At 58.4% G+C, this 25,160-nt stretch carries 27 protein-coding genes and 2 tRNA genes; 8 read left to right on the top strand and 21 right to left on the bottom strand.

Annotation, left to right across the window (positions count from 1 at the left end; genetic code table 11):
* Window positions 1-107 precede the first annotated feature (107 nt).
* Window positions 108-911, bottom strand: a complete 804-nt coding sequence (locus QTL96_RS03100; RefSeq protein WP_289726626.1) for a helix-turn-helix transcriptional regulator — start codon at window positions 909-911, stop codon at window positions 108-110.
* Window positions 912-1,041: 130 nt separating this feature from the next.
* On the opposite strand from QTL96_RS03100, the gene QTL96_RS03105 reads away from it, so the two are divergent.
* The gene (locus QTL96_RS03105) at window positions 1,042-2,250 is read left to right on the top strand and encodes an MFS transporter (protein ID WP_289727162.1); all 1,209 of its coding nucleotides are present in this window, start codon (window positions 1,042-1,044) and stop codon (window positions 2,248-2,250) included.
* Window positions 2,251-2,574: 324 nt separating this feature from the next.
* Here the strand turns inward: QTL96_RS03105 and QTL96_RS03110 are convergent, their stop codons facing one another.
* The 4 genes from QTL96_RS03110 to QTL96_RS03125 form a co-directional block, all read right to left on the bottom strand.
* Window positions 2,575-3,354: a putative nucleotide-diphospho-sugar transferase gene (locus QTL96_RS03110; protein ID WP_289726627.1), complete on the bottom strand. Its 780-nt coding sequence runs from the start codon at window positions 3,352-3,354 to the stop codon at window positions 2,575-2,577.
* Between the two features lie 33 nt (window positions 3,355-3,387).
* Window positions 3,388-3,464, bottom strand: a tRNA-Arg gene (locus QTL96_RS03115).
* A 62-nt stretch (window positions 3,465-3,526) separates the two neighbouring features.
* Window positions 3,527-3,832 (bottom strand): ETC complex I subunit, encoded by a 306-nt coding sequence (locus QTL96_RS03120; RefSeq protein WP_183898998.1) that lies wholly within the window; start codon window positions 3,830-3,832, stop codon window positions 3,527-3,529.
* A gap of 152 nt (window positions 3,833-3,984) precedes the next feature.
* A complete protein-coding gene (locus QTL96_RS03125; RefSeq protein WP_289726628.1) occupies window positions 3,985-5,598 on the bottom strand; it encodes a phosphoethanolamine--lipid A transferase in 1,614 nt (537 codons plus the stop codon).
* Between the two features lie 232 nt (window positions 5,599-5,830).
* Here QTL96_RS03125 and QTL96_RS03130 point away from each other — a divergent pair.
* From QTL96_RS03130 to QTL96_RS03145, 4 genes are all read left to right on the top strand, one after another.
* Window positions 5,831-5,907, top strand: a tRNA-Pro gene (locus QTL96_RS03130).
* A 233-nt stretch (window positions 5,908-6,140) separates the two neighbouring features.
* The gene (locus QTL96_RS03135) at window positions 6,141-6,404 is read left to right on the top strand and encodes a hypothetical protein (RefSeq protein ID WP_289726629.1); all 264 of its coding nucleotides are present in this window, start codon (window positions 6,141-6,143) and stop codon (window positions 6,402-6,404) included.
* Window positions 6,405-6,465: 61 nt separating this feature from the next.
* Window positions 6,466-6,696: a hypothetical protein gene (locus tag QTL96_RS03140; RefSeq protein WP_289726630.1), complete on the top strand. Its 231-nt coding sequence runs from the start codon at window positions 6,466-6,468 to the stop codon at window positions 6,694-6,696.
* A 479-nt stretch (window positions 6,697-7,175) separates the two neighbouring features.
* Window positions 7,176-7,829: a Crp/Fnr family transcriptional regulator gene (locus QTL96_RS03145; protein ID WP_289726631.1), complete on the top strand. Its 654-nt coding sequence runs from the start codon at window positions 7,176-7,178 to the stop codon at window positions 7,827-7,829.
* Between the two features lie 733 nt (window positions 7,830-8,562).
* On the opposite strand, the gene QTL96_RS03150 is transcribed toward QTL96_RS03145, so the two are convergent.
* From QTL96_RS03150 to QTL96_RS03160, 3 genes are all read right to left on the bottom strand, one after another.
* On the bottom strand, window positions 8,563-9,339 hold the full coding sequence (locus tag QTL96_RS03150) for a KilA-N domain-containing protein (protein ID WP_289726632.1): 777 nt from the start codon (window positions 9,337-9,339) through the stop codon (window positions 8,563-8,565).
* A 284-nt stretch (window positions 9,340-9,623) separates the two neighbouring features.
* Window positions 9,624-10,658 carry a non-homologous end-joining DNA ligase gene (ligD, locus tag QTL96_RS03155; protein ID WP_289726633.1) on the bottom strand — a complete coding sequence of 345 codons (1,035 nt, stop codon included), beginning with the start codon at window positions 10,656-10,658 and terminating at the stop codon, window positions 9,624-9,626.
* A gap of 4 nt (window positions 10,659-10,662) precedes the next feature.
* Complete coding sequence (locus tag QTL96_RS03160) at window positions 10,663-10,947, bottom strand: DUF982 domain-containing protein (protein ID WP_289726634.1); 285 nt, start codon at window positions 10,945-10,947, stop codon at window positions 10,663-10,665.
* 173 nt (window positions 10,948-11,120) lie between these two features.
* On the opposite strand from QTL96_RS03160, the gene QTL96_RS03165 reads away from it, so the two are divergent.
* Window positions 11,121-11,396, top strand: a complete 276-nt coding sequence (locus QTL96_RS03165) for a hypothetical protein (protein WP_289726635.1) — start codon at window positions 11,121-11,123, stop codon at window positions 11,394-11,396.
* A 250-nt stretch (window positions 11,397-11,646) separates the two neighbouring features.
* On the opposite strand, the gene QTL96_RS03170 is transcribed toward QTL96_RS03165, so the two are convergent.
* The 4 genes from QTL96_RS03170 to QTL96_RS03185 all read right to left on the bottom strand — a co-directional run bounded on the left by QTL96_RS03170 (window position 11,647) and on the right by QTL96_RS03185 (window position 13,890).
* Window positions 11,647-12,129: a hypothetical protein gene (locus tag QTL96_RS03170; protein WP_289726636.1), complete on the bottom strand. Its 483-nt coding sequence runs from the start codon at window positions 12,127-12,129 to the stop codon at window positions 11,647-11,649.
* Window positions 12,126-12,407 (bottom strand): hypothetical protein, encoded by a 282-nt coding sequence (locus QTL96_RS03175; protein WP_289726637.1) that lies wholly within the window; start codon window positions 12,405-12,407, stop codon window positions 12,126-12,128. Before QTL96_RS03175 ends, QTL96_RS03170 begins: the two co-directional genes overlap by 4 nt.
* Window positions 12,408-12,610: 203 nt before the next feature.
* Window positions 12,611-12,925 (bottom strand): hypothetical protein, encoded by a 315-nt coding sequence (locus tag QTL96_RS03180; protein ID WP_289726638.1) that lies wholly within the window; start codon window positions 12,923-12,925, stop codon window positions 12,611-12,613.
* Window positions 12,922-13,890, bottom strand: coding sequence for a peptidoglycan-binding protein (locus tag QTL96_RS03185; protein WP_289726639.1), 969 nt, complete (start codon window positions 13,888-13,890; stop codon window positions 12,922-12,924). Before QTL96_RS03185 ends, QTL96_RS03180 begins: the two co-directional genes overlap by 4 nt.
* 75 nt (window positions 13,891-13,965) lie before the next feature.
* Here QTL96_RS03185 and QTL96_RS03190 point away from each other — a divergent pair, with 75 nt between their 5' ends.
* Window positions 13,966-14,571: an outer membrane beta-barrel protein gene (locus QTL96_RS03190; RefSeq protein WP_289726640.1), complete on the top strand. Its 606-nt coding sequence runs from the start codon at window positions 13,966-13,968 to the stop codon at window positions 14,569-14,571.
* Here the strand turns inward: QTL96_RS03190 and QTL96_RS03195 are convergent.
* From QTL96_RS03195 to QTL96_RS03230, 8 genes are all read right to left on the bottom strand, one after another.
* Window positions 14,568-14,948 carry a hypothetical protein gene (locus tag QTL96_RS03195; RefSeq protein ID WP_289726641.1) on the bottom strand — a complete coding sequence of 127 codons (381 nt, stop codon included), beginning with the start codon at window positions 14,946-14,948 and terminating at the stop codon, window positions 14,568-14,570. The two genes, QTL96_RS03190 and QTL96_RS03195, sit on opposite strands and share 4 nt — an antisense overlap.
* 1 nt (window position 14,949) lies before the next feature.
* Window positions 14,950-16,392 carry a hypothetical protein gene (locus QTL96_RS03200; RefSeq protein ID WP_289726642.1) on the bottom strand — a complete coding sequence of 481 codons (1,443 nt, stop codon included), beginning with the start codon at window positions 16,390-16,392 and terminating at the stop codon, window positions 14,950-14,952.
* Between the two features lie 12 nt (window positions 16,393-16,404).
* Complete coding sequence (locus QTL96_RS03205) at window positions 16,405-17,940, bottom strand: hypothetical protein (RefSeq protein ID WP_289726643.1); 1,536 nt, start codon at window positions 17,938-17,940, stop codon at window positions 16,405-16,407.
* A complete protein-coding gene (locus tag QTL96_RS03210) occupies window positions 17,940-20,270 on the bottom strand; it encodes a phage tail protein (protein ID WP_289726644.1) in 2,331 nt (776 codons plus the stop codon). Before QTL96_RS03210 ends, QTL96_RS03205 begins: the two co-directional genes overlap by 1 nt.
* 86 nt (window positions 20,271-20,356) lie before the next feature.
* On the bottom strand, window positions 20,357-20,761 hold the full coding sequence (locus QTL96_RS03215) for a hypothetical protein (RefSeq protein WP_289726645.1): 405 nt from the start codon (window positions 20,759-20,761) through the stop codon (window positions 20,357-20,359).
* Window positions 20,762-20,766: 5 nt separating this feature from the next.
* Window positions 20,767-21,411, bottom strand: coding sequence for a DUF2163 domain-containing protein (locus QTL96_RS03220; RefSeq protein ID WP_289726646.1), 645 nt, complete (start codon window positions 21,409-21,411; stop codon window positions 20,767-20,769).
* Entirely contained in the window at window positions 21,412-21,885 is a 474-nt protein-coding gene (locus tag QTL96_RS03225; RefSeq protein WP_289726647.1) for a hypothetical protein, read from the bottom strand.
* A gap of 144 nt (window positions 21,886-22,029) precedes the next feature.
* Entirely contained in the window at window positions 22,030-24,033 is a 2,004-nt protein-coding gene (locus tag QTL96_RS03230; RefSeq protein ID WP_289726648.1) for a hypothetical protein, read from the bottom strand.
* A gap of 63 nt (window positions 24,034-24,096) precedes the next feature.
* Here QTL96_RS03230 and QTL96_RS03235 point away from each other — a divergent pair, with 63 nt between their 5' ends.
* Complete coding sequence (locus tag QTL96_RS03235) at window positions 24,097-24,405, top strand: hypothetical protein (RefSeq protein ID WP_289726649.1); 309 nt, start codon at window positions 24,097-24,099, stop codon at window positions 24,403-24,405.
* 347 nt (window positions 24,406-24,752) lie between these two features.
* Here QTL96_RS03235 and QTL96_RS03240 read toward each other — a convergent pair whose 3' ends face one another.
* Window positions 24,753-25,154, bottom strand: a complete 402-nt coding sequence (locus tag QTL96_RS03240) for a hypothetical protein (protein WP_148199562.1) — start codon at window positions 25,152-25,154, stop codon at window positions 24,753-24,755.
* Window positions 25,155-25,160 lie beyond the last annotated feature (6 nt).

The following is a 25,160-nucleotide window of genomic DNA, read 5'->3' on the forward strand; positions in this document are numbered from 1 at the left end:
GCGAAACTTATTCGAATGTCAAACGAATGTTTCGCACAGTTATGCCGCGCGCCGATGTCGGGCGTGTGACAGAGCGAAACGCCCGCATTCGAAATTATCGAGGAATTTCAATTGGGCTCGCCAACCCTGAAATAGGCGCGGGGCGGCGCGCCGAGCATGCGCTTGAACATGGTGGTGAACGCCGCGACGCTTTCATAACCGAGATCGAACGCAACTGTTGTAACCGGCTGGCCCGCCGCCAGCCGCGGCAACGCCGTAAACAAGGCAGCCTGCTGCCGCCATGTCGAAAGGCTGATGCCGGTCTCTCTGCGGAAAGCGCGGGTAAACGCCCGCCGACTCATGTTCAGCTGCTCGGCCCAATCGTCGATCAGGAGCCGCGCGGTGGGGTTCGCCAGAAAGGCGCGGCAAAGCCCCGCAAGCCTCGCGTCACCGGGAATGGGCAGGCCAAGCGAGCGATCAGGCAGCCGCGAAATCTCCTCAAGCAGCAGCGCCACCACCAGCCGCTGCCGCCGAGAGCCCTTGAGGTCTCCACTCGGAGACACCGCTTCGATGATCAGCGCACGCGCGAGATCGGTAAGCCCGACTACGCGTATGGCCTCAGGCAGCGCGACAAGCGCATCCGAACTGATATAGGCCGAGAGCATGGTCACCTCGCCCAGCATGTCTACCGAGTGATCCAGTCCGGCTGGTATCCACAGCGCATGCTCCGGCGGCACCATCCAGCGCCCCTGCCGCGATGACACCATGACCACGCCGGTGCGCGCATAGACGAACTGCGCGCGGCTGTGCCGATGGGCCGCCACATGATAGCCCGAGGGATACTCCGACGGGATGGTGTGAACCGGCTCGGACGCAGCCTCGATGGCCGCCAGCCGCTCGACGTGGAGCTTGGCCAGCTCGACCGATGTCATATTTTGCAACGCTTTCATAAGCCCTGGCCCAATCGCGAAAGAATGAGACCAAAACACGAAAGCGGGACTATCACAAGGAGACTATGCGGATAGTCAGGTTCTCAGGAGGAACATCGTGACAACAGGTACAATGACGGCGGAGAAACACTCCGCGGAACAGACGGTTTTCAGCATCATCATGGCAGTGAGCTTCTGCCATCTCTTGAACGACACGATGCAGTCGCTCATCCCGGCCCTCTATCCGATGATCAAGGAGGGCTACGGTCTCGACTTTACCCAGATTGGCCTGCTCGGCCTGGTCTTCCAGGTCACAGCCTCGCTGCTGCAGCCGCTGATCGGTATCTACACGGATAAACGGCCGCTGCCCTATTCGCTGTCGGCAGGAATGTTCTTCACGCTGATCGGCTTGATCCTGCTCGCCTATGCGCACGCCTATTGGGTGCTGCTCGTCGGCGCCGGCGTCGTCGGCTTGGGTTCAGCGGTCTTCCATCCGGAATCCTCCCGCGTCGCCCGCCTCGCGTCGGGCGGACGCCACGGTCTGGCGCAGTCGCTGTTCCAGGTGGGCGGTAATTTCGGCTCGGCCATCGGCCCGCTGGCCGCCGCCTTCATCGTGCTGCCGCGCGGACAGACCAGCGTCGCATGGTTCTCGGTTGCCGCACTGACCGGGATGATCATCCTGTGGCGCGTCGGCGTCTGGTATTCGAACCACCGCCGCACCAATGCCGGCCGCAAGGCCGCAGTGCCTGCCGTCGTGCTGCCGCGCGCCAAGGTAATCATGTCGATCGCGGTCCTCGCCATGCTGGTCTTCTCGAAATACGTCTACATGACCAGCCTTTCGAGCTACTACACCTTCTACATGATCGAGCGCTTTCAGGTGTCGGTCCAAGAGGCGCAGATCCTGCTCTTCGTCTTCCTCGGCGCGGTCGCCATCGGCACGGTCGCCGGCGGCCCGATCGTCGACTGGTTCGGAACGAAATTCACCATCTGGTTCTCGATCCTCGGCGCCCTGCCCTTCACCCTGGCGCTGCCCTATGCGGGCTACACCTGGACGATCGTGCTGACCTTCGTGATCGGCATCATCCTGGCGTCGGCCTTCTCCGCCATCGTCGTCTTCGCGCAGGAACTGGTACCCGGACGCGTCGGCATGATCGCCGGCCTGTTCTTCGGCTTCGCCTTCGGCATCGGCGGCATCGGCGCCGCGGCACTTGGCATGGTCGCGGACCGCATGGGCATCGTCTTCGTCTACAACATCTGCTCCTACCTGCCGCTGCTCGGCCTGCTCACCGTCTTCCTGCCGGACCTCGGCAAAGGCCGGCGCCACGCAACATCAGCGAAATAGCCGAAGCAAGCCGCAGCACCATCAAAACCACAAAAGGCCGAAGCACCCGCTTGGCCTTTTGTCTTCGAACATCATACAAAGCGCACGGCGCGTCTGGATTCCAAGCAATAAAAAAGGCCGGGGCGAAACCGCACCGACCTTCCTATTCGCATCTCACACCAGTGCCAGTACATCCGTGGTCAAAAGCATAAAAGCGATACCGGCAACTGCGAGCGTTCTCTGTGTGGAACACTGACCAGCAATGCCGATGGACCTGATATGGGAGGTCAATGTGGCGAATTCAAGTCCGGGAGGGAATTTAACACGCACGAACCGACATCGATGTTAGGCGGCCTTGTCCTTGCGCATGGAGGGTGCCAGGCTTTTTTCGATCGTGGCGATCCTTTCGCGACGACGTTCGAGCTTTTTGTTGCGGCGGTATGTTTTGCCCGCTGTAGCCTGTCGGCTTGCCTGAAGCTGCTCGATGTAGACGGTCTCGCCTTTCGGGTTCGAAAGCCGGTCGAATATCCAGCAAAAGGACGCGGAGAGTTCCTTGACCTTGTAGAGCGGCGTACCCGAGGTCCGATCCTGATCAAGAATTTCCTGAAGCACGACCTGATCCCAGATATCTGGATCGCTGTCGCATCGCTCTTTCCACACTTCCAGAAGCCGAAGCGTCGCTGGAGTATCGTTCAGCAGAATGGTCGCGGAAATCAGCCGGTCGCCCTCACGATAAACTGCCACATCGCAGTCATATCCGGCCAGCACGGGCCACGGATCACGATGGAACACCGCATCGACGTCGACGTAGAGCAGCGGGCCACGAAATTTCTTGCGCGCCTCTAGGAGAAATGTCGGCTTGAGCGCCGCATTGCGCACCCACGTGCCAGCGCTCTCGATCGCCGTTGTATGGACCGTCAGCCCAAGACGCTCAGCAGACGCCACCATACGCGCTGCCTCGTTCGCATAAAACGAATCCGCCGTGTGAAAGGCGACGATGTCGCCCTTGAAGCCGCGGGATAAGACGATCTCCGAATCCGTCGGGAAAGATACGACGTGATCGCGGTACTTGGCTTTCGACTTGCTGAAGAGGTCAAGGAACCGGTAAAATAGGTTCGTGGTCATACTCAATCCTGGCTGCCCATGTCGGACAGAAAATGGCGACCCCTGCAGGATTCGAACCTGCGACCACCTGCTTAGAAGGCAGGTGCTCTATCCAGCTGAGCTAAGGGGCCACACTGCCGATGCGCCTGGGCGCATCGAAGGCATGGGCTCTGGAAGCGATCGGTAGGTCCGATCAGTGCGTCCAGGGCTGCGTGCGCGTATAGCGGAAATTATCCGGATATGCCACCGTCTGACGCTGCGGATCTTTCGGCGCGATCACCCGGTATTCGATGCCGTTGCGCTTGGCATAAGCTTCGGCCAGTTCCTGCGTTTCGAAATTCAGCTTCACCTGCTGGCGCATGTCCGACGACGAGGTGTAGCCCATGATCGGGTCGATCGTGCGCGGCGTTTCCTGATCGAACTCCAGCACCCAGAGGTGAGTCTTGGCCTTGCCGGATTGCATGGCGGTCTTTGCTGGACGATAGATCTTGGCAGACATAGCTGCACGCCTCCGAATTATGGCTTTCGCAATCAATGGATTGCCCCCGTGCGGGGCATCTTCATCTACGATCGCACAGATAGATGAATTTTGCTTAGCGGCGAATCCCTTCCTTTTCAAGCGAAAAGCCATGGAAGCCGCGCGCTGGCAACCTACCCCTTGAACGAGGCCTGCACCGCCTTGTCCGGCGCCTTCCGGCAAGCGGAAAACAGGTCGAGCTTCGCATCGTAGACACTGGTTTCGACATCCATCAGTCCGAGAACGCTGTGGAAGAAATTGTCGTGCGACACCGGATTGGAAGCACTTGCCGCAAGGCAGGCCGTATCGATGCCCGAGGCCGCGCTGAAATCGGGCGACAGCCAGACGATGATCGGCGCCCGCGTCTGCTCCGCCGGCGCAATGATATAGGGCGCGCCGTGAAGATAGAGCCCGTTCTCGCCGAGCGATTCGCCATGGTCGGAGACGTAGAGCATCGACGCAGAAATGTTGTCCTGGTGCTTCTTCAGATTGTCGATGACCTTGGCCACCACATGATCGGTAAATAGGATCGTGTTGTCGTAAGCATTGACGACCTCCTCCGGCTTGCAGGCGCCGAACTCGGGCGTGCGACAATCCGGCGTGAAGCGGCGGAAATCGTCGGGGTAACGCCGGTAATAGGCCGGCCCGTGGCTTCCGAGCTGATGCAGCACGAGAACGCTGTCGCTTTTCACATTCGAGAGCCAGTCGCCGAGCTTGTCGAGCAGCACGGTGTCGAGGCATTCGCCATCCGTGCAAAAGCGCGGATCGGCGGCATCGGGCAGGAAGCGATAGGGGATGCGGTTGGCGACGCCATAGCTGCCGGTGTCATTGTCCCACCACTCGACGTCCACCTTGGCGTGGCCGAGAATATCCGTGAGGTTATCGGTCTCGAGCCCCTTGCGGTGCGTATAGTCCGCCCGCGGATAGACCGAATACATGCAGGGCAAGGACACCGCCGTGGAAGTGCCGCAGCTCGTCGCGTTCTTGAAATAGACGACGCCGCGCGCCTTCATCTCGGGATTTGTCTCGCGCGGATAGCCGCCGAGCGAAAAATTCTGCGCCCTCCCCGTCTCGCCGGCCACGATGATCGTCACCCGGGGCTTACCATTGGCGCTCGCCGTGCGCTGATGCGCATCCGTGCCGAGCGGCCGACGCACGATATAGCGGTCATCCTCCGAGGCGAAGGCGAAACGCGCGGCACTGCCGATCGGAACGAAGGGGTTGAGCGTCAGCATCAAGTCTTTGTGGAGACGCCCGACCGAGGCATAGGTCTGCGAAAAGCCGAGCCCGGCCGCAATGGTGATACCAAGGCAGGGCACGATGACGGCCATGTTCCACACGAACTTCTTCAGGAACGGCTTGTGAACGACCCTGACCCAGATGATGAACAGCGACGGCAGCACGCCGGCGAGCAGGATGTGCAGCAGGAAGGACGGCGTGATCAGATGCGCCGATTCCGCCTGCGTCGTCACCGCCGCATTGCGGATCATCTCCTTGTCGATGATCACGCCGAACTGGTCCGTGAACCACGACGACACCACCGCCACCATCAAAAAGAAGATCAGGGCCGGCTTGGTCAGGTATTTCACGGAGAAAGTCGTGAGCGCCGCAATGGTCAGCGTCGCAATGCCAATCACGAAAGCGGCGAAGGCAACCGGGGCCGAGGAGAGATAGTCGAAAGCGCGGGTCCAGAAGGTGTGGTTGGCCACCACGAGAATATAGATCGCCGTTAATACCGATAGCGTCACGCTCCCGATCCTCAGTCGAAAGCTCTCGCTGGGCTCCGCTAAAACCGTGTCTTCCAAGTCTACCCATCCTGAAACCGCATGCCCGGCAAAGATGCCGGGCGACCAAGCCGCGGGGGATGGCATTCGATACTGACATCAACCTGAATGAGGGGGAGAGAGCCGATCCTTGTGAAAAGACGATTTTAGTTATTGCGGCGCATGATCGAACCGTGTATTGCGCTCCTCGTTGGCACGGAGTGTAGCGCAGTCTGGTAGCGCATCTGGTTTGGGACCAGAGGGTCGGGAGTTCGAATCTCTCCACTCCGACCACCGACAAACGCCTGAGATAACTCGGCAATTCCCATCTTCTCGAATACTGCTGAACCTCCCTTTGTGGGAGCATTGTGGGAGAAACCCACTCGACAAGCATCTGTGGGAGACACTCACCCGCATGCCCGATCGCTACCAACCCCTCTACCACTGGCGCCGCACGAAGCTGGACGAGAACGACATACCCACCGATTCCGATTGACCAAATCGCGAGCGGTCACGATATTCCCGCGATGCCCGATCAAGTCCCCTTCAACGAAATCCTCCTCATGAACAACACCGTCGTCCATTGGCGTCTTGCCGATGACGTTTGGGAGATTGCCGCCTATCGCATGTCTGGCGGCGGCGGGATGCTGCGGTCTGTCACAGGCGACCTAATCCAGCGCAAGTCGTCTGGTGGACCAGGCACCGAGGAATTCAGCGAGACGCTCGGCACAGTGATGATGATCACGTGCACCAAAATACAAAGTGACCGGGTGAACGGTCCGAGGCGATAACGCGCTGCGCTCGAATTTGGGCGGGCTTGCTAAACTGAAAAGCCTGGAGCAGATTTCGCCGATGACCAATATCGATGCACGATCCGCTCTTCTAGCGCTGTTGAGGGAAATGAAGCTTGAATCAGGCGTGTCGGTCAGCCTCTACAAGATCGGGCCGCCCCTGATCGACCAAGGGATCAGCCAGGATACCATCGTCAACGTTCTATACGCGCTCAAAGACGAAGGCTACATCGATCTGCCGAGCGGCAACCGGCTGGTACTTTTGATCGGTCTAAGCGACATTCAGTCCTGACTAGTCGGCTGCGTGCAAGCGCGCTCACGCAGCCGTGGAACATCGAGAAGCTGGGGAGGTTACGTATCTACAATCGATAAGGAGCCAGGCATGCAGATGCATCAACCGACGGTACGATTAGCGTTGTTATTGCGAGCTCTGAATCGTATTTCGTTTGAAGAGCTTCCATGGCAGGTAGGGAGGAAGACTGTCAACGCTGCTGCTGATGCAGGCCTGGTAGAGGTTGAGCCACTATCAAAGCAGATCCTTCGACCAAGGTGCAGGCTTACCGAACTTGGCGATCTGTACAGAGCGGAAAATCGCTATGTTTTCGACTAGGGCGGAGTGATCACAGGCAAACGCACAAGGTGGAAAAGCAATGCGCGATATGCTATGGGAACATTTGGCGATCTGCCCTATATCGCCTAATTATGTTCTCTTTTCGAAACCGCCTGCTGAATGTGCTGTCCTTTGATGTGAGACAGTCCCTTGAGCCGTTCTTGACCAGACGGGAGTTCCATCGTGGAGAGCGAATAGAAAACCCTCCCGACGCTGTTCAAAGTGCACTTTTCGTCGAGGCGGGCGTTATCGCTGTTGTTGTTTCTGTCTCCCCTGCCCTTGATGTCGAGGTGGGAATGGTTGGACGTGATGGCATGACAGGTACTAGCCTTCTCGCCGGGGCTCCTCCGGCCCTTTTGGTCGCGCAGGCGCGGATTGGAGGCTGGGCATACGAGATCCAAGCGGATGCTTTGATGGCGCTCGTCAGGAGAGACGAGGAATTGCGAGACCGTCTTGAACGCTATCGCGAATGGCGTTCGGTCCAGACCGCCATGTTAGCCGCCAGTGGGCGCGTGGGGAATATCGAGCAGAACCTTGCCCGAGAGCTCCTAATGATCCACGACCGGATTGACGGCGACATCATCTTTGCCACCCACGAAGAACTTGGAGCATACATCAACGCACGCCGCGCTAGTGTTACGGAATGGCTCCACGTCTTCGAAGGAGAGCACTGGATCCGATCAAAGAGAGGATATGTCGAAATCATCGATAGGCCCGGCCTAGAAGGTGCGGCAGGAGACTTCTACGGATCCGCCGAAGACGCTTGGTTCACCATGCTAGCGAAGCTGCCTCCTGACGCCATGGCAGCGCAGTAAAACTCCGGGAACTCTCCGCAGTAATGAACGTGTGGGCAGGTCGCTACAGGTGGTCTGCAGTTCCATTGTGGCGGCAAGGCGAAGGGGCTTTTCGTTGCTGACGGCCCTCCGCCGCCCTGTTGCTGGCTCGGCTTTCCGTTAGCGTGGCGTTGAAGGCAGACCCAGTACGGGCCGAATAGTCGAGCCACCGTGGAACTTAGAGCCTTTGCGCTGGTTTCTTCGCCGCCGAGCTAGTCTCCCAACAGTCTCTCGGCACGTGGAGGGCCTTGGGCCGCTGTAACTCTTCGGCTCTCCACAACTCATCTCTTGGAACATGCAGTCGTTTAGCGTTCTTGCGTTTGACCGCGCTTGTTAGCTTGCCGGCTTTGCCCTGACGCGGTTAAAGGGTGGGGAGCCTTCCTGGGGTTCCTCACCCCGATCGGAAAGACTGGAGCATTCCGCATGTCAAGCTACGGCCCCGCACTTCGCCTTGCTCTACTGCTCCACAACCTGACCACTGAGGAATTCAAGCCGCTCCCGCCCGGTTTAGGACGGAGAACGGTGAAGGTTGCGGACGACGCTGGGTTGGTCGAAGTCAGCGATGGCTCACGATTTCCGATGTGCCGGCTGACAGATGCGGGGCTCGCGCATCGGCAAGCTAATCCGTACCAATTCGATTAGGATCGCAGGACGTGGCGGCCGGGACACCGCTATGACTGGTACAAATGATAACGGGGGCCGAAGCCCCCGCCAATCAACCGGTCAGGACGTCTCGCTTGTTCGCCTCGATGGCTTGTCGCACAAACTGCGTGCTGCGCTTTGTCGCTTGGATGCACCGCGCATTGCCCATGACCTGATCGTCCTCGATCTTTTTCCGAGTGAGGCTCTCAGCAAACATAATCGAAACCAGCTCGTCCGTATCCATTGCGTCGCGGAGACTGCCAGATTTTGTTGTGATGCCTTTATCAATCCTGAGCTGGCGAGCGTTAGCATCGAAAAGGCCGCCGTAAACGGCGTCAGTGCAAAGTGCATACCCTGCGCCCTCAACTCCATGCTCTTGCAGAACTGATGTGAATTCCTTCCGCTTCGAGCGACCGAGTGCGCGAACGCCAACCCATTCATTCTCCTCCGGAGAGGCTCGCTGCAGTATCTCGTCCGCAAGGCTAGCATCGCCGGCCCGGTAGCGAAGCCATACCTCACGCGTTTCAATTTCAAGCTTTGCGCTGAGGTAACCCGCGTACGCGGCGGCGAGGACCGGGTGTGCAAAAGTTCCAGAATTCCCACGGCCAACTTTTGCGTAAAGAACTGGAATATTTGGCTTATTCGCCTTAAGGAGGGAAACTGTCACCTTTTTCTGCAACTCGTTTATGAGCCGCTTAGTAGGCTTTTTCTTAACCCATTCCTTAGGAAGCTTCGATGCAGATCCTTTGCCTCCGAGAAGCCAAATGTCGTTCAAATTCCATCGGCCAAACTCGTCCTCTTCGACGAGATGCCCGCGCAGTCTAATAAGTGATGATTTTGTATCGTTCATGCGGTTATGCCCTCTCTGGGCCTGTATAACGGCAGACGACCTTGACACGGACAATAGAACCAATACATGAATTGCTCGTGATCACAAAAGCCTGCCGCAAGGTTGGTATTCAGGCCCGGGGATGTTGACGCATCTTCCGGGCCGCTCTGTTTTGGCTCAACAGCGAGCCAACCATACATTTGAGCTAATCAACCTTCTGCGGCAAGCGCGGCGTAACAATTTGTTCACTATATGGGCTGCTTTCCTCAGAAATCTGCGGGAAAGCATCTTTCGACCAAGACAGGCTATCCGATTCTGTAGATCGCGGCGTTGTCCTGCTCCTCACGAAGCCCCTTATACGAGGCGTGCCGCAGCTTTCCGTCGGCCGTCCAAGCTCGATACTCGATCTCGGCTATCAGGGTCGGCTGAACCCATACGAGGTTCTTGCGACGCCCGGAATACGAGATCGACGGTGTCTTCCGCTTGATCCGGTCGATCGTACTCCGGAGATCGTTCGCTACTCGTTCGGTAAAGCCCGTTCCTACAGATCCAACATACACAAGCTCATCACCACGACGGGCCGCCAAGAGCAGGCTCCCGATCCCTCCCCTCGCCGACATCGAATGCTCGTAGCCCACGATCATGAAGCTGTCCGACTGGACGCATTTGATCTTCAGCCAGTCGCCGAGGCGGCCCGATCGGTAGGTGCTGTCGAGCCGCTTGGCGATAATGCCCTCGAGGCCATGCTCGCAGGCCGCCTGAAAGAGAGCCGCACCGTCGGCGCTCGCTTCCTCGGATAGCCGGATGGCACCATGGCCATCAGCTGGGACCAGCGTCTCAAGGAGGTGACGGCGCGTCGACAGCTCAGTCTTGGTGAAGTCATGGCCATCGAAATAGAGAAGATCGAACGCCATGAAGATGGCATCGCGTGAGGTTTCCTTGCCGCCTCGCCCACCAAGCGACCGCTGCAGCATGTTGAAATCTGACCGGCCTTGATCATCCAGCACCACCGCCTCGCCGTCGAGAATGGCCGTGGAGACAGGGAGAGCCTTGGCGGCGGCTTCGATCAGGGGAAAGCGATGCGTCCAGTCGTGGCCGCCTCGGGTGAGGATCCGGACGCCCTTGGGTTCTATGTGGACCGCCAGGCGGTAGCCGTCCCACTTCACCTCGTATGCCCACTCAGGGCCGACGGGGGGCTTCTGCTTCAACAGAGCAAGGCACGGCTCGATGCGAGCCGGCATAGGATCAAGGGGAAGGTTCGGCTGCGCTGGATCGCGAGGCTTGCGCGCGCGGCTACGGAGCGGCTTGTCGCTCGACTGGAGAGGCTTGGCTCTGACCATGGTGTCAGCTCGCCTTCCGGATCTCGGCCATGTCGTCAGGCAGGATATGCATGCCTGCCGCATGGGCAGCATCGACGAAGGCGGCGCGGGCCGCAGCGGGTTCCACCGCCATCACCATGGCATCGATCGACCGAGCCAGAGCGCTGTGAAATCCCGGCTTCGTTTTGTCCGGCCATTCTGACGTGAGGAACGAGATCATCTCCTCTACGGTCTCGGCGGGAGCGTACTGGCCGACACCGCGGATCTCGACTTCGAGCGGTTCGATCGGGGTAACAGTAAAGCTGGCCATGACGCACTACCTCGGCTGATGTTGATGGCGAATCAACTGATGCCGAAGTGATTCGTTCCGAGTCAAATCAATGGCTTGCCAAAAGCACATTTTCAGGGTCACCCGCATTTCTGTGACTTGGCAAACCCTGATTGCATCGGCATAGTTGCCGCTCTACGACGAAGGAGACGCTCATGAAGATGATGACCGAAGATCAGATCCCGAATTTCGTCCAGGACGTCGCTGATACGGGCTGCAATATCGTCGCCGTGATGGGAGGAACTGGGTTCCTCTTTGGGGATGCCGACCTGTCGCCTGAAGAATATAGCGCTGCGGAACCGCAGATCCTTGCCATTGGCGAAAAGTATGGCCGACGTGATCACCTGCTCTCCGAGATTGCTCAATATCTTGTGTCGATCGGTCGTTACTCATCGCCTCGGGCGAACGCGGCCCGACGGACGCTCAACTGAAAACCGCCTCACCACCAGAGGCATCTTGCCGTCATGTGAAGTTGAGCTAACCTATGTTTGTCGCTTGGGAGTTTCTGAGACCTTGAGTGACAGGCGAAGGGCGTTCTCCCTAATTGCCCTTCGCCGCTACCCATTTAATCTAGCAATCCCAAGGATCCGCGATGCTGAAGCCTAAAGCCCTTCTCTCAGCATGCCTGGTCGTCTATTTGGCCCTCTATCTCATTGCAATATGGTGAAATCTGCCACCGGGCTATCCGTCTGATCCAGGCGGTACCGGCTGGGCCGGATCGCTGGGCGTGATGGTGAACTTGATCGGCGGAGAAACGACGTGGATGGGGCCGATCCAGCTCTGCAGCGGATTGCATATGTAGTCGAGCGTGACCTCGTATCGCGCTGGGCCAGGCGTTGCAGCCGTTGGCACCGTGATGGACCGCTTGTAGGTCTCCCTCCCCGCCAGCAACCGCAGACCCGTCGTGAACTGAGGGATAGAGTGCCGCTCGCCAGCAGCATCGTACAGCCACCGCTTCGTGACGAGTGGGCAAATCCTCTTCCTGAAGACGGAGAACTCGATCTCGAGCACCCCACCCTGCGGCACGGTCGGCGACAAAGCTACGGCGCTCTCATACTCGATCGGTGGCTCGCGATCGGAAACCCATAGCCCGAGGTTGATCGAACCAATGATGGCGAGCGAGAAGACGACCGCCCCGACAAATCTCCAAAGGGTCCGTTTCAATGGGCTGGCCCTCCACGGATGTATCCGATCACCTTGATGATGTTCTCGTAGAGCACCACCGTTCCCAAAAAGATGCCTATGAACGTTATCACCAGCCATTTCGTGAACCGCCCGACTGTTTGAAGGTCATGCACCATCTTGAATGCCTGTCTCACGTCATCTGCGGGGAGCTCCACCACGGCCTGAAGCGTCTTCAGTTCGTCCGGCCGGAGATCGGCTAGCCAATCCCTGGTATCCGGTGGAAGCTCTTCGAGCCGTTGTGGAGTGTGTTCCGCCATATCAATGTTCCCTAGCAACCCCGTATGCCCTTTCGATCGAATGCCATGCTTGACCGGTGTCATCCGATCGACTAAATCCCCGCCGCCGTGCTTCCTGTCTCATCTAGGCGGCAACGGGAGGGTCCGGCTTTAGTGGATGGTCGGGCCCTCGCCTCTACCAACAGCCTTGAGAGGCGCCGAAGCGATTGTGGGAAGAGACCTGATCAGCGAACGGTCGATCTGTCTTGAGGATCGTCACCGTCGTTTCCAGGCTCGGACGCAGCTTCTCGAACCCGTCGCACGCACTCTTTTTCGTCGTCTGCTGACAGGCCGTAAGAACCGCAAAGAGCGGCAGCATCAGAAGCCGAGACTTCATCATTGATCTGGTTCCTTTTCCGAAGAACGCGCACCGAGTTCTCGAGCGCGACAGTGGCCGACGCTTGCTTGGCATCGTGGCGGCCGGTGAAATAGGCCGGGGCGAACATCAGGACGGCCCCAACGATCGCCCCTGCCCCCATGCTGAGCTTGTCAACGATCATTCTTCCACCGCCTGGCGGATATCCTTGATCGCGCCAATAACCCATTTGCGAGCGACGAGAACGCCGATCGTCAGAACGACGGCAAAGCCGATGATCACGATGAGGGCCTTCCAATCGAAACCAGCGAATGCAGCAAGACCGAAACCACCGCCGCCGAACAGGCCGGACAACCATCCCAGGACGTTGAACTTCTTCTTGACGGTCCGATCGACAGCAACTGGAACGACTTCCTTCTCGTCGACCACGGGAGCCGCAGCGAACGCCGCCATCTTGGTAGAGGCACCGGACAGGGCGAGGAGCGCCTTGTGAAGCGCTGCGCGAGTCTTCGGGCCGGGATCGCCATCAGCATCGAGCCCGGCGCTCTGCTGAAACTGCGCGACAGCGTTTGGGGCATAGCCGAGAACCACAAGGGCCAGGCGAACGAAGCGGTCAACGCGATCGGCAAAGCCATTCATGCCGCCGTTCCACTTCTTGGTGATCGTCTCGATGTCGCCCTGGTCGGCCCAACGGTTGAGGTTGCGGCTCTGCCAGTACCAGATAGGCACCAGGCCTTCCCATGGGTCAGTGTTGACGAGATCAGGCTTGGCGACAAAATCGGGAGGGTTGAGCGCCTGCGCGACGCACCAGTCGTAGAACGCCTGGTAGTTCCCCTTGCCGGTCAGCTGGCCAGAAGTGCGTCCCATGTAAAGCTTGCCGTCGCCGTCGACCTGAGGAGTGTTGCCGAGATCCGTGCGAGTGTCGTAGCGCTTTTGCGCGTCGGTCGGGCCCCAGATCTCCCTGTCAAAGCGAAAATCGCCGCTCTCGTGCGCGAGCTGGGCGAGGAACTGCACTGAGCGGTGCGGCCTGTCGAGGCCATATCGCGCGCCATAGCGATCGAGCGCCACGAGGACGGAGTTCATGTTCTGGGCATTCACAGCCCCTTTCGCAGCCGCGCGCAGACGCGCGGCAGTTACCTGCATGGTCATTTTTACTATCTCCGAAGGGTATAATTGACTCCTCGCGCAAAACTGGCATTTTGGCGCGGGGTTGAGGGGTGAGTTATGCGTATTTTTGGAATAGCTTGCGCTCTGTTGATAGGCGCGCAGTCGGCGATCGCGGATGACTTTTCAGGCGGCTACGCTGGCGGAGGAATTGCAATCGGCACCTCGGCGGACCGCGTTTTTCCAACGGATGACAGCTCGCACATGGATAGCCCCTCAGGGATCGCCTTTGGAGGCCTCAATTTCTCGTACGGGGATTTCGTTTTCGGACCAGAGTTGAGCTTGCGGGCGAACCTATCGCCGCAGACGATCAGCGAGAGCCAGTCAACCAGTGGCGCGATTCACTGGAGAAGCACATATCAGGAGACGTTTGCCCCTACCCTTTCCTTTCGGGCTGGTGCCAAGGTGGATCGGTTTTTGCTTTACGGACGGGCGGGACTGGGCACATCGCGGATCAAATGGGTCGGGGAGGAGAAAACGCCATTCTACGAAGAGCGTGAGACTGATCACCTCTCTGGGATTGCTTTGTCTGGTGCCCTGGGGGCGGAATACAATCTCGACCGATTTTTTGTGAGGTTGGAAGGCGAGGTTAGGCGCCTTCAGTTAGATGGCGACACAAACATCACCGAGTATCAGGCAAATACTGCCATCGGCGTTCGGTTCTAGTCCAACAACGCGCCAGCGCGCCAGAAGCCGTCCATGTACTCGCTCGATAGCGACTTCATGGCGGCGAAGAAGTCGACGAACCAGTTGCTGCGCTTGAATTCGGTCGCGCCGGCAAGGAGCATTCTCGCCTGCCACTGGATATCCTCGTCGAGGATAGCGTCGACCATCGACGCGAATTCCGATGGCAAGGTGTTGGCGACGATCGCCGCCAGCGCCTCTTCCTTGGTAATCATCTCCCGGTTGGCCAATTCCTGGTAGAACTGTCGACGGCTGATAAATTCAGGCGTCGGCAAAGAGAGCGGCATCACAGAAGCGAGAAAGTCCGCCTCTTCCTCGGCCGTTAGTTCGATGGTTTCACCATTTACGATCTTTTGCATATCAGCCTCGAATTCCGCGCAGCAGGAAGGTTCCGTTGGTCATCGTTCCACTCGGAAGAAACACGCGTAGAGCGTTACGGGCTGTTGTGGTCACCGAATATCCGTTCATGAATGCCCGATTAAGCCCTGTACCAGGCTCAAAATACGAAATTTCTGTCGTCATGAGCGCCGACTGCGCTTTATTGAAATGAGCAATCTCAAACTTGATTTTGGCGACACCAACATCCATCAGCCCCCCGGTGAACGGGAATGCATTATATCCAGCTATGGCCGTTCCAGTGAGCGTGGTGCCGACCTGGCGAAACATGCTGTAACCATATTCGGACGCACCCGAGTTGAAATTTAACCCATTGTCGTAGCTGATCCTGGCTTGCAGCTGAGCAGCGACAGATGGGACAAGATGCCCCTCCAGTAGGAGCTGGCTAAAGGGTCCAAGGCCTGTCCAGTCAATAAAAGACTGACCGCTGAGCGTGATGATTGATCCGATCTTTTCCCATCCCTGATCCAGACTGACATCACGATCCGGCACCGTAATAACTCGCGTCTGACCTGCCGTGATGGCGGAAGCCTCAAACCGAAACTTCTTTGTCGGGCCGCCGTCATCTGCGAATAGAACGCTATCGGGAATGTCGCCTGTGTGATTAGCCCTGCTAAGCACCTCAGCAACGGTCTTGCCGCCATCCTTGACGGCCTTGCCTGTGGTTCCGTTGAACACAGCGAGGCGGTCATCAGTAGCCCCAGCAGGGCCCACCACATCGCCGGTGCCAGATCCATCCGTCCCTTTAATCGCTGTAAGTTGCCAATAGACATTCGCCGTCGTTGGCAGGGTCGGCGGCGCATTACCCGTTGTCGCTTGCAACGCCACGAAAGAAGAGCCGTTATAAAGCACCGCATCATTGCGATTGTAGGCGGTCAACGCGCTGTAGTTTCCGCGCGGGTTAGCGTAACCGGCCGGACCCATAGGCCCGACTGGACCGGTGCCGTAGGCAAAAGGACCGTCCCAATCTCCCGCCGCAGCCGAGGCCTTGACGTACAGCGCCGGCTCATCGACGCCGATGAACACGAGATAGGAGAACCCTTTCACCCGCTCGTCATAGGTCGCGCGCCCAACAAGATCGCCCGAGGCATCGTACTTGAAAATCGTGCCGGCATCGAGTTCCGCAATCAGCCTCGCTAGCGTGTTGCTGTTGACGTTCAGCTGCTGCAGGTAGGCGGTGTCACGAACCAGGGCGTAATCGTACGTGCCAGTCGCCCCCTTCCACTCGATTGCCGCCGTAATCGACGTATCACTGTCGACTGTCTCGATCGGCAGCGGATTGCCGTCTGCCTCAGCAGCAATGAAGCCACCGGCGATCAGCGATACCTGCCAGGCGGTGCCGATGCCAGTAACCACGGCAGAGCCGTTCGTCAGGGTGATTTGCCCTGTCGTGTAAGCAATGGTCATGTTGAAGAGCCCCTAAGCTGGGATGCCAAGAATATAGTAGCGGATCGCGTATGGCGGGTTGGCGTCGCCAGTGGTGCCAATTGTGTAGCCTGGCGACACATTCGAGGATGTTGAGGTATAGGCAATCGGATTGCCGATGAACGAGAAGAACCGCGCCTCGTTCGCTGTCAGTAGGCAATAGGTGGAATCGCCGGATGTGACGACGGTTCCTGCGTCGTTGTTGTAGTAGATCAGCTTCGTGAATGGCGTCCGTACGCGCTTTCCGAACGACCCGTTGAACTGCGTATTGGTGCCGCCGCCGTGGATGGTCATGAATTTGACGATCGGGAAGAGGCCGTTCGAGTTGAATGGAATGGAGTATTGAACGCCATTTCCGCCAGAAAGGCCGATTGTCCCTTGAGCTAGAATTCGGAGCGTCGGCCAACGGCTATCAATGATGACGTCCGCGAGGCTTGGCGTATTGGAAGCCCCCGGCCGCAAGAACTGCACCACATCTTGCGTTCCGTCATTGAACTGCCTCAGGACGCGATTGCTGCCGACAGTCTGCGCGCTGTTGTCGCTGGCGAACACGACAACGCGAGCCCGGCAAGCGCCATAGGGATTATTTAGGACGACGGTCGTACCAGAGACGATGTACTGAATGCCGAAATTCGTGTTGAAAGTTGCCGGGGTGGTCGGGAAATAGAGTGTCCCACCGGTGTAAGCCGAAATATCAACCAGTAGCTGCCCGGTCACTCCGATCCCGCGCAGATAAGGCGTCATATCGAGGTTGGTCGTTCCCGACGGAACCGCTAAATCCGCAGCATATATCACCTTCAGAGGGCGATTGACGCTGTCGAAAGCTAACTGCGTTCGCGATGCGGTGCGAACGTCATAGCCCGTCTTGGCAACACGACACTGCGTGCTGTTGATTTGCACCGACATCTGGCCGGGAACCGGCGCCAAGGGCGGGCTGAGCAATGCAGTCTCGTCGCCGGGAAGGTTCCACACCACAAGCTGACGATCACCCACGTCGAGCGGCCATGTCGACGTGGCGGGACGCGTACCAATGAGGTTGACCTTGGAGCCGCCCAGCTCCGCAAAGTTGGGGCTCGACCAGCTCTGCATCCAGCCACCCTCTTGGGCTTGCCAAAGAGCGTACTCGCCGGCGCGGTTCTGAAATCCGTAGCTTTTCTGTGAAACGAGCGCCCCTTGAACCCAGCCCCCGATAACTCGCTTCATGTCATGCACAGGAAGAGCGTAATCAAGGTTGGGGAAATAGTCTTTGGTCCAAGCGACCCACGTGTAGCCGAGGGTGTTGCCAATATCGGCTCGCCCATAGTTGGACGAGCCGGTTCCACCCGGGTAGTAGTTCCGAAAGTTGCTGTTGCCCCCGTAGGAGGCAACATCACTCCCGGCGTATTGGAAAAAGCCAGCGTCCTTCGAGTTGAAATCAAACTTTGCGTAATCCGAGTCCGGCGTGGTCAGCGGATCATAAGAGGCATCCGCCATGATCTTGATGCAAGCCGCCCCAGTTCCGTCGATGCCGATTAGGGTCCGTTTTGACATTAGCTGAAGATCTCGATCGCGCCTTGGATGCCGTTGATCTGCATCTTGTTATTATCGGATATCCACGCACCGCCTCTGATTGTACGAATGCGGGCGGAATTCAACGTGAGCTCTCCGTTCTCGACGACGAACGGGAAGGAGTTTTCATCATCAGATGTGAGCAGGACGAACTGATCCACATCGAACGCAGCTCGGGATTTTAGCACCCCGTCGGCTGTGTACAATTCTATGAAGAACCCGCTTTCCTTCCACGTGTCGCCCATCGATCCCTTGAGCAGGATGGCGTATCGGACGTTGACCCCTTCCGGGGCGGCCACGGCCTGAAAAGCCACCAGTCCATTGGCAAGGTTCTCTCCGAAAGCAGCGATCAGCTCTGTAGTCTGCTCGACGACATTGGCAATATCTGACCGCAGGACGACGATTTGCTCGTTGAAGCTCGCCCCCTGAACTGAGACCTTGCGGCCGATCGACTGGGATACGCTCGTTGTGATCTGGAAGTTCTGCTCGATCTGGGACAGCAGGGATTCGTTGCGGTTGAGGCTGGCGTACAAATCCTTGAAGACGTTAAGGACCTCGTCCTTGATCTCGCCAAGGCCAATTTCCAGGTCAGCATTCCCACCATCAAGAGAAGTAACGTCAATTGCAGCGGTCCAGTTGGTAGATCGGTCGGCTATCAGCTTGTGGCGAAACTGATAGGTTGTTAGACTGAGAATGCCCTCCTGGATGAATGCAACGGCGCTCGCGCGATCGATAGTGCGCGAGAATTTGTTTGCCGGTTCCGTCTTGATCCACCACTCAAGAACCAAGCCTGTTACAGTCACGTCTTCGATCGGCGACCAAGAGACGCGAAACGCAGGGTATGAACGTCCGTCCGCTCCGACTCCCAGCACTGGCGCAATCGAGAAATCCTGCAATTCATTGAGATAAACCGGCTCTCCATTCGGGATCGGAATAGCCGGAGGGAGCACGCCGACGCTGTCGTAAATGCCACCATCGCGCTCCTGCAGCGACAGAGAAACGTTGCGCGGCCCGTCACTGGTCAGCGCCCTGATCGAGCGAGCCTGCACCATGTAGACGCGATCGCCGTATCGAGCCGAGTTCCACCGCACCCAGTCCCCAGCCTTGATCATCTGGAAGCGAGGCCGGATGACAATGTCAGCTGTCGCCTCGTATCGGTTCTCATTGAAATAGATCGAGGCGAGCTGATTGGCCTGCCGCTTGGATCTGACCTGCGGAAAATCGAGGTTCACATCGCGCGTCCGCCGGTCAAGAGCGACGTATCCGGCGTTGGTCTGGGTGTCGTAGCCAGCCGGCGACCACATGTTCTCGGGCTCCGGATAAGTGCCAGACACTGCGTTGACGAGATCCGCCATTGAGCGACGGCGCTGAAAGCGGATAGCCTCACCCTGAATGAGATCGTCATCGGTGAAGGTCTCGACGATAGGCTGATCGGTTCCGATCAGAGGCCATGAGCCGGTGACGTCGTCGATGACGATGCCACCGCATGCAGTCATGACTGCCTCGATATTGTCGCCATGCTGCGCATCGGCATCGAACAGAACTGAAGCGCGGTAGCGCAGCTCTCCACCGACGTCCTCATCGCAGATATTCATTGCCGTGGCATAGCGATCGAACGGAAGGTCAGCGGGCGACATACCCATTCCGCAGAACATGTCATCATTCACCGAGAACCCGCGACGGTAGTTGTACTCCTGCATGACGGGATTTTCAGCGAACTCATAGGTCGAGTAGTCATCCCACCGATGAGGCCCAGAGCCGCCAGCTGTCGAATCCTTGCGGATGTCGTAGAGGCGGGCACCGCGGAACTCGAAGAAGAAGTCGGGGAACTGGCCGAGCTTTTCCTGGTCGTATGTCAGCTCGGCTTTGATCCAACAGATGCCGGTCCCGATATGATCCACCGTCCAGCGCCCATACGGGTTGGAGTGATTGATCATTTCGACGTCAGCGGCAACCTGCGTGCCGTTGTAGAAGGTAAACCGGATCAGCCCGGCATAAGGGCCGTACGGGACATCATAGATCGTTTTCGCCGAATCCGATGCGGCGACGCTGAGCGGTACTTCCGCGCCGCCTGCCCATATGCGCGACAGGCCGTCGCAGGGGAAGTCGGACAGCACATAGACCTGCTCGAGATATTTGTTCGAGCTGCCGTAGGTGTTGACGTAGCAGTCATGTCCGGCGATCCCCACGAGGCCGCAAGCGACCTTGCGGCTTACGTTCTCGCCGTATTCGCGCTCGAACTCGACGCCGCCCACAGCCGCGCTGTTTTTCTTGGCCTGGCTCTTCTGGATCTTGCTGACGATCAGGTTCAAGCCGATCCCGATGATCGCCTTGCCAATGATGCCAAGCGAGCCGAAGAATCCGCCGATCGCGGCTCCAATTGGTGCAAGAAAGGGCATTAGATCACCTTGAAAGCATGCGCGACTTCGGAAGACGGCAGAAACTCGACAGCGTCAGCGCCGCGCGTCATGAAGCCAATCGAGGTAAAGACACCGCCAGAGAGGACGCCATCACGTTCGACGACGCCGATATCGCCCCGCTGCGCCATGCTGGGCGGGATCTCCTCGAACTTGGCGGCAAAGGCATCCCGAACGCTTTCAAAGCCGTGCTGGCGTAGCTTCTTGGCCGCGCCCGCTTCCGTCTTGTAGCCGAGAGCGCCGACGTACATGCGCTCGCCAGTGACGGCCTCGACGCCGTCGTCAGCGATCAGATAGCAGTCGGATGTGCCGTAGACCGAAGGCAATGCCTGGTGCTTTTCCACCACCGATTTGAGGCGCTTTTCCCAGCCGAGAACTCTGGCCATCTCGGTCAGAGCCCCTTAAAGCCGATGGCGCGCGCTGCGCCGGCGGCTGCACTCTTCGCAGCGTTGACGGCAGAACCGACAGCCTTGCCCCACGCGATATCGACACGGCCGGCAGTGGCGGCGTGCTCGAAGAACCTGTCGCCGGGGTCGCGGCGCTGTTGGTCAGCAACCGTGCGCTTGCGGCCATTCTGCCGTGAGTAGTCTAGCTGCCTGCCCTCGCATCGCGCCGTCAGGTAGTAGCCGCGTGTCTCGTCGGCGTTGTGCTCGATGACGTCGAGGTATCCACGAGCGACAGGCTCGACTTGGATCAGCGCCATCGTGTCAGGATGGAAGTGCGCGTCGTAGACGACGACGGGCCGATCTCGGTAGTCCTCGTTCTCGATCTCCGAGAGGATCTCGGGCGTGAGCTCGAACTGCTTGCTTTCGGCCAGCGTGAGCGTGAAACCGCCGTCCGCCGCAGTCCCGGTCCCGCCGCCGATGTCAGACACCTCGATCAGACCGAAGGGCTGATAGGCGACGCCGGCGTAGACGAGCGGCTCGCGGCGAGCGATGAAGCCGTAGATGCCCGAGCCGAGCTGGACGCGGATCATTTGGCGGGTCGATATCCTGCCGGCGTCGTAGAGCGCTTTTACTTCAGTAGACAGCGCCATTCATTGGCTCTCCCGAAGCTGAAACGAGATCGTGCGGAAGAGCCCCTCACCCGGCGCCTGATAGCTTCCAGGTACGAGCCTCATCACAAGAGCCGGATTGGCGAAGCGCACTACAGCGCCAGCCTGCGCTACAGTGTCGAACGGCGGCGGCTCGACGGTAAGTGAACGCGCAGTGCCAGTGCCGGAAACCTCGGTGATCCGGCCGATGTAATATCGACCGGACCTCTCAAGGCCGATCCGATCTCCAACCGAGAGAACCAATCCAGCATCAACGCTATTTACCGACAGGACGTTGCCACCAGTGACCGAGACGAGGTTGCCAGGGTCATCAGCTGGGGCATGGTTATCTCGATGCGCTTTGGGGTAGCCTTGGGTCGGATGGCGGAAGAGAACCGTGCGAAGGCCTTCACGAAGAGACAGCCACCACGCCTCAAGTTCCGAGTACTCGTCGGAGTAAAGCGGCCGAGTGGCCATATCTGCGGTCCACGTCGGATCTTCGGTCTGGGTATAGTTGATGAGGCGAGAGCCAGATCGCGAAGCTCTCACCGGGTCATCGAGGAGGACATCGCACTTCACCCATGGGATATCTGGTAACGGTCGGGGAAACGATATCGCCATTTATATCATCCGTCTTTTCTGGGCATCCTTGACCGTGCTGACGATCGTGGCTGGCACGTCAGCGCGGAACTTCGCGAAGTCACTGCGCAGCGCAGCAAGCCCTGCGTCATCTGCATTCGCCGCATTGAAAACTGGGGCTATGCTGATGTTGACGTTACCATTTTGCCCGCCTGCGTTTTGGTTCGCTGGAACCTGAAGACGGTGGTTCGGCACAACTTCCTCTCCGCCCTTAAACCTAACCAGCTCTGGCCCCGTCTCTCCCACCCAGGCGATCCCGGGGCGAGCCGAAGAGGTGCCAGTCGCATACCCAGGCAGCGAACCGGTGTATGCGGTGGCGCCAGAGCCGAGATTGAAACCACCGGCGCTGTTACCGCCGCCGAATAGGCCACCAAGGAACCCGAAAAGCCCTCCGCCACCAGTGCCGCTGCCAGCACTGCCCACCTTGAAGACAGCATCCATCACATCTCCAAGAAGCTTGTCGGTGATGCGATCCAGCACGTTCAGGGCAGCCTTGCCGAACGACTTCCAAAATCCCTCACCGTTCTTGAGCCCGTCGCGCAGATCATTGACGAAACCGAGCGTGGTGTTCTTTACGAACTCCATGGCCTGTTTAGCCTTCTGGATTGCTTCCGTCTGGCGGTTCTGGGCTTCAGTCGCGGAAGCGAGCGCGCTGGATGTCTGGTCTATCTGGGCGATTAGTTCGGGCGTGAGCGCCTTTTTGGCCTTCTCGGCTGCGGCTAGAAGGTTTGCTGAGGTGCGCGCTTTGGTGATCGCGTAATCATAATCGTTGACCAGCGGGTTCAAAGACGCCTGGGCGGCTGTCTCTGCCTGAATGGCCTTTGTTCTTTCCTGAATGGACGAGATCGAAGATTTATAATTGTCATTCGATGCTGCCCGAGTGCGAGGGGCGCGACCGCCTAAGCCTTCAAGCTCAATAAGAGGCCTGCGCGACGGCGTTGGAGCGTCGGTAGGAACGAAGTCCTCTTCCTTCATGATGGAGCCATTTTCGCTCCACAGCGGGCCGAGAGTTCCTAGTTTAGGCCCGTTCTGACCCGTAGTCAGGGCGTTGAGGCGCTCCTGACTCAGGCGGTTTGCCTCGTTCGCAGCGCGAAAAATCTGATTGGCTAGGCCGCCGAAAGCAGCAGCAAAATCGTCAACGGCCTGGATTCCAGAAGACCTCATTGACCCCGTCAAGGCATCCTGGACCGCCTGTAGGTCTGACACGGATGCCGTTCCATCTTCCACCCCTTTGCGTAGGGTCTGGAAGGTGTCATTGAGCTTATCGATTTCCTCTGATTCCCCACCGGCTTGCCTCAGCGATACGATCATATCCGCAAACTGGACGTTGATGTCCTCCAGAGGCGCGCGAACACTATCCCAATTTACCCTTTCCAGTGCATCGTAGGCCTGTTTGAGGTCACCAACGTCCTTTGCTCGCTCTAACTCATTGACGTAGCTCTGCAGCGCAGGAACTGCCGCCCCCCACCGATCAGCTACGTCCTGGATCAACTCCGCCTGCTGCTTGAGCGCGGCCGCGGAATCTGGCGCGTTCGATGAGATCGACGAGAAATAGGTGAGCGCAGCGCCGGCCGCGATGCCTGCTGCGATGCCTATCGGCCCGAACCCGAGTGCCAGGTCTGGAAGCTGGATCGCGAGAGACTGAAGGAAATTGCCGGTCACCTGAGTTTGCTGGGCGACCTGGCTGAGCTGCATTGCCATCATGCGCGCCTGATTGGTGAAGCCAGTGGCAGACCGTGAATTGTCATTCACAGCGGAATTCATAGCGACCAGCGCGCTGGTAGACTTCGTGACCGAAGCAGCTCCATCCGAGTATGCGCGAGCAGCAGCATTTACAGATCCAACGGCGCCGCCGGTGGACTTTCGCAAACCTTCGATGGCAGCCTCAGCCTTGGTGGCTGCGCCGGATAGCTTGTTGATCTCGTCCGCTGCCTTCTGTGGAGTGCCATTGGTCGAAACTTGAATGCCGAGCTGAGCTACGTCCATGTCTTTGCCTTTTGGCGCCACGCGCACTATCGTCCGCCCGATTTACACTCAGGAGGGGAATCAATGGATGGTTGGTTGAAAGGGCTGGTCTCTACCGCTTGCGCCGTCGTGATCGCAGGAGGCGCCTATTACGCGTGGTCGGAATTCGACCGAAAGCAAAGCGCCAACCGGGCTAGTCAAAGAGCAGTCGCGGCTAACGTTTCGCCGGAGCAGTGCCAGACCATGGCAACCGCGACCTTGCCTGATAACCCTAGCCAGCCACCCAAAACGACGCGCTTCGCGCAAGAATTGTCGGCGTGCGCGCGCTACGGCTATCTTGCTACCTACGAGAAGCACCAGCTTGAGCTGACTGGGCTGATCCCGAAGAGCTAGAAAGATGCCGGGTTAATCCGCCGGCATCTCCCTCTCTCTGATTGCCTCACTCTCGGCATCAACGGCCGAACGGAATGTGGCGTCCATTGACTTCAGGACCGCGATTTCCTCGCGCCGAACGATGTTTCCGGTAATCTGGCACCAAGCTATAAACTCGGAGCTGGAAATAGCAGCTGGGCCGTTGAAGCCCGGCGTCAGGCCTTGTCGGATATCCCAGAACCAATCCCAGAGAAGCGCGCCGTCGTGGGGAACATCGACCTCGGGACTATTCGTCTCGAAGGCCTCGTTCCTCTCGCGGCGCGTCTCTCCATCTTTATCTCGGACGGAATCGTATCGCCCGACGACAGCTACGGCTTCGCAGAGCCTTTCGCCGAGGTCTTCGTAAAATTTGCGCGATCCTCGGAAGCTGCCGCCACCTGGTCGTAGATCCAGCCGGCTTCCTCAAGCACTTCTCGAGCGGTCTCGAAGCTCAGTTCCGGCTTCGATCCTTTCCAGTCGTGATCGCCCCAATCCCACGAAGCGACCGAGGCTGCAGCCTTATCGAGGTACTCCGCCTCGACCTTCGAAGTGGTCAGCTTCTTCTTGCGACTTGCGAGGAACTTGTCGCTGTGCTGCCGAATAACCTTCTTCACCGCGTCGGACTCCGCTGAGCGGATCATGAAGCGGATGCCAAGCGGCTCATCGCTGACGGGGTCGACGAGCTTCAGCTCGAACAGGTCTTCAGCATTCACAAGGGTGGAAATGTCCATTGATCA

Origin of the sequence: Rhizobium sp. S163 (assembly GCF_030380805.1) — a bacterium.
Taxonomy (GTDB): domain Bacteria; phylum Pseudomonadota; class Alphaproteobacteria; order Rhizobiales; family Rhizobiaceae; genus Rhizobium.

Coding starts and splice junctions, on each gene's coding strand:
- QTL96_RS03160 (WP_289726634.1), bottom strand. CDS start 10,947: ATGGCCAGCTTTACTGTTACCCCGATCGAACCGCTCGAAGTCGAGATC.
- QTL96_RS03135 (WP_289726629.1), top strand. CDS start 6,141: ATGCCCGATCAAGTCCCCTTCAACGAAATCCTCCTCATGAACAACACC.
- QTL96_RS03140 (WP_289726630.1), top strand. CDS start 6,466: ATGACCAATATCGATGCACGATCCGCTCTTCTAGCGCTGTTGAGGGAA.
- ligD (WP_289726633.1), bottom strand. CDS start 10,658: ATGGTCAGAGCCAAGCCTCTCCAGTCGAGCGACAAGCCGCTCCGTAGC.
- QTL96_RS03105 (WP_289727162.1), top strand. CDS start 1,042: ATGACGGCGGAGAAACACTCCGCGGAACAGACGGTTTTCAGCATCATC.
- QTL96_RS03215 (WP_289726645.1), bottom strand. CDS start 20,761: ATGGCCAGAGTTCTCGGCTGGGAAAAGCGCCTCAAATCGGTGGTGGAA.
- QTL96_RS03235 (WP_289726649.1), top strand. CDS start 24,097: ATGGATGGTTGGTTGAAAGGGCTGGTCTCTACCGCTTGCGCCGTCGTG.
- QTL96_RS03220 (WP_289726646.1), bottom strand. CDS start 21,411: ATGGCGCTGTCTACTGAAGTAAAAGCGCTCTACGACGCCGGCAGGATA.
- QTL96_RS03180 (WP_289726638.1), bottom strand. CDS start 12,925: ATGATCGTTGACAAGCTCAGCATGGGGGCAGGGGCGATCGTTGGGGCC.
- QTL96_RS03100 (WP_289726626.1), bottom strand. CDS start 911: ATGACATCGGTCGAGCTGGCCAAGCTCCACGTCGAGCGGCTGGCGGCC.
- QTL96_RS03225 (WP_289726647.1), bottom strand. CDS start 21,885: ATGGCCACTCGGCCGCTTTACTCCGACGAGTACTCGGAACTTGAGGCG.
- QTL96_RS03150 (WP_289726632.1), bottom strand. CDS start 9,339: ATGAACGATACAAAATCATCACTTATTAGACTGCGCGGGCATCTCGTC.
- QTL96_RS03120 (WP_183898998.1), bottom strand. CDS start 3,832: ATGTCTGCCAAGATCTATCGTCCAGCAAAGACCGCCATGCAATCCGGC.
- QTL96_RS03185 (WP_289726639.1), bottom strand. CDS start 13,890: ATGACCATGCAGGTAACTGCCGCGCGTCTGCGCGCGGCTGCGAAAGGG.
- QTL96_RS03230 (WP_289726648.1), bottom strand. CDS start 24,033: ATGGACGTAGCTCAGCTCGGCATTCAAGTTTCGACCAATGGCACTCCA.
- QTL96_RS03190 (WP_289726640.1), top strand. CDS start 13,966: ATGCGTATTTTTGGAATAGCTTGCGCTCTGTTGATAGGCGCGCAGTCG.
- QTL96_RS03165 (WP_289726635.1), top strand. CDS start 11,121: ATGAAGATGATGACCGAAGATCAGATCCCGAATTTCGTCCAGGACGTC.
- QTL96_RS03175 (WP_289726637.1), bottom strand. CDS start 12,407: ATGGCGGAACACACTCCACAACGGCTCGAAGAGCTTCCACCGGATACC.
- QTL96_RS03240 (WP_148199562.1), bottom strand. CDS start 25,154: ATGGACATTTCCACCCTTGTGAATGCTGAAGACCTGTTCGAGCTGAAG.
- QTL96_RS03200 (WP_289726642.1), bottom strand. CDS start 16,392: ATGACCATTGCTTACACGACAGGGCAAATCACCCTGACGAACGGCTCT.
- QTL96_RS03195 (WP_289726641.1), bottom strand. CDS start 14,948: ATGCAAAAGATCGTAAATGGTGAAACCATCGAACTAACGGCCGAGGAA.
- QTL96_RS03110 (WP_289726627.1), bottom strand. CDS start 3,354: ATGACCACGAACCTATTTTACCGGTTCCTTGACCTCTTCAGCAAGTCG.
- QTL96_RS03205 (WP_289726643.1), bottom strand. CDS start 17,940: ATGTCAAAACGGACCCTAATCGGCATCGACGGAACTGGGGCGGCTTGC.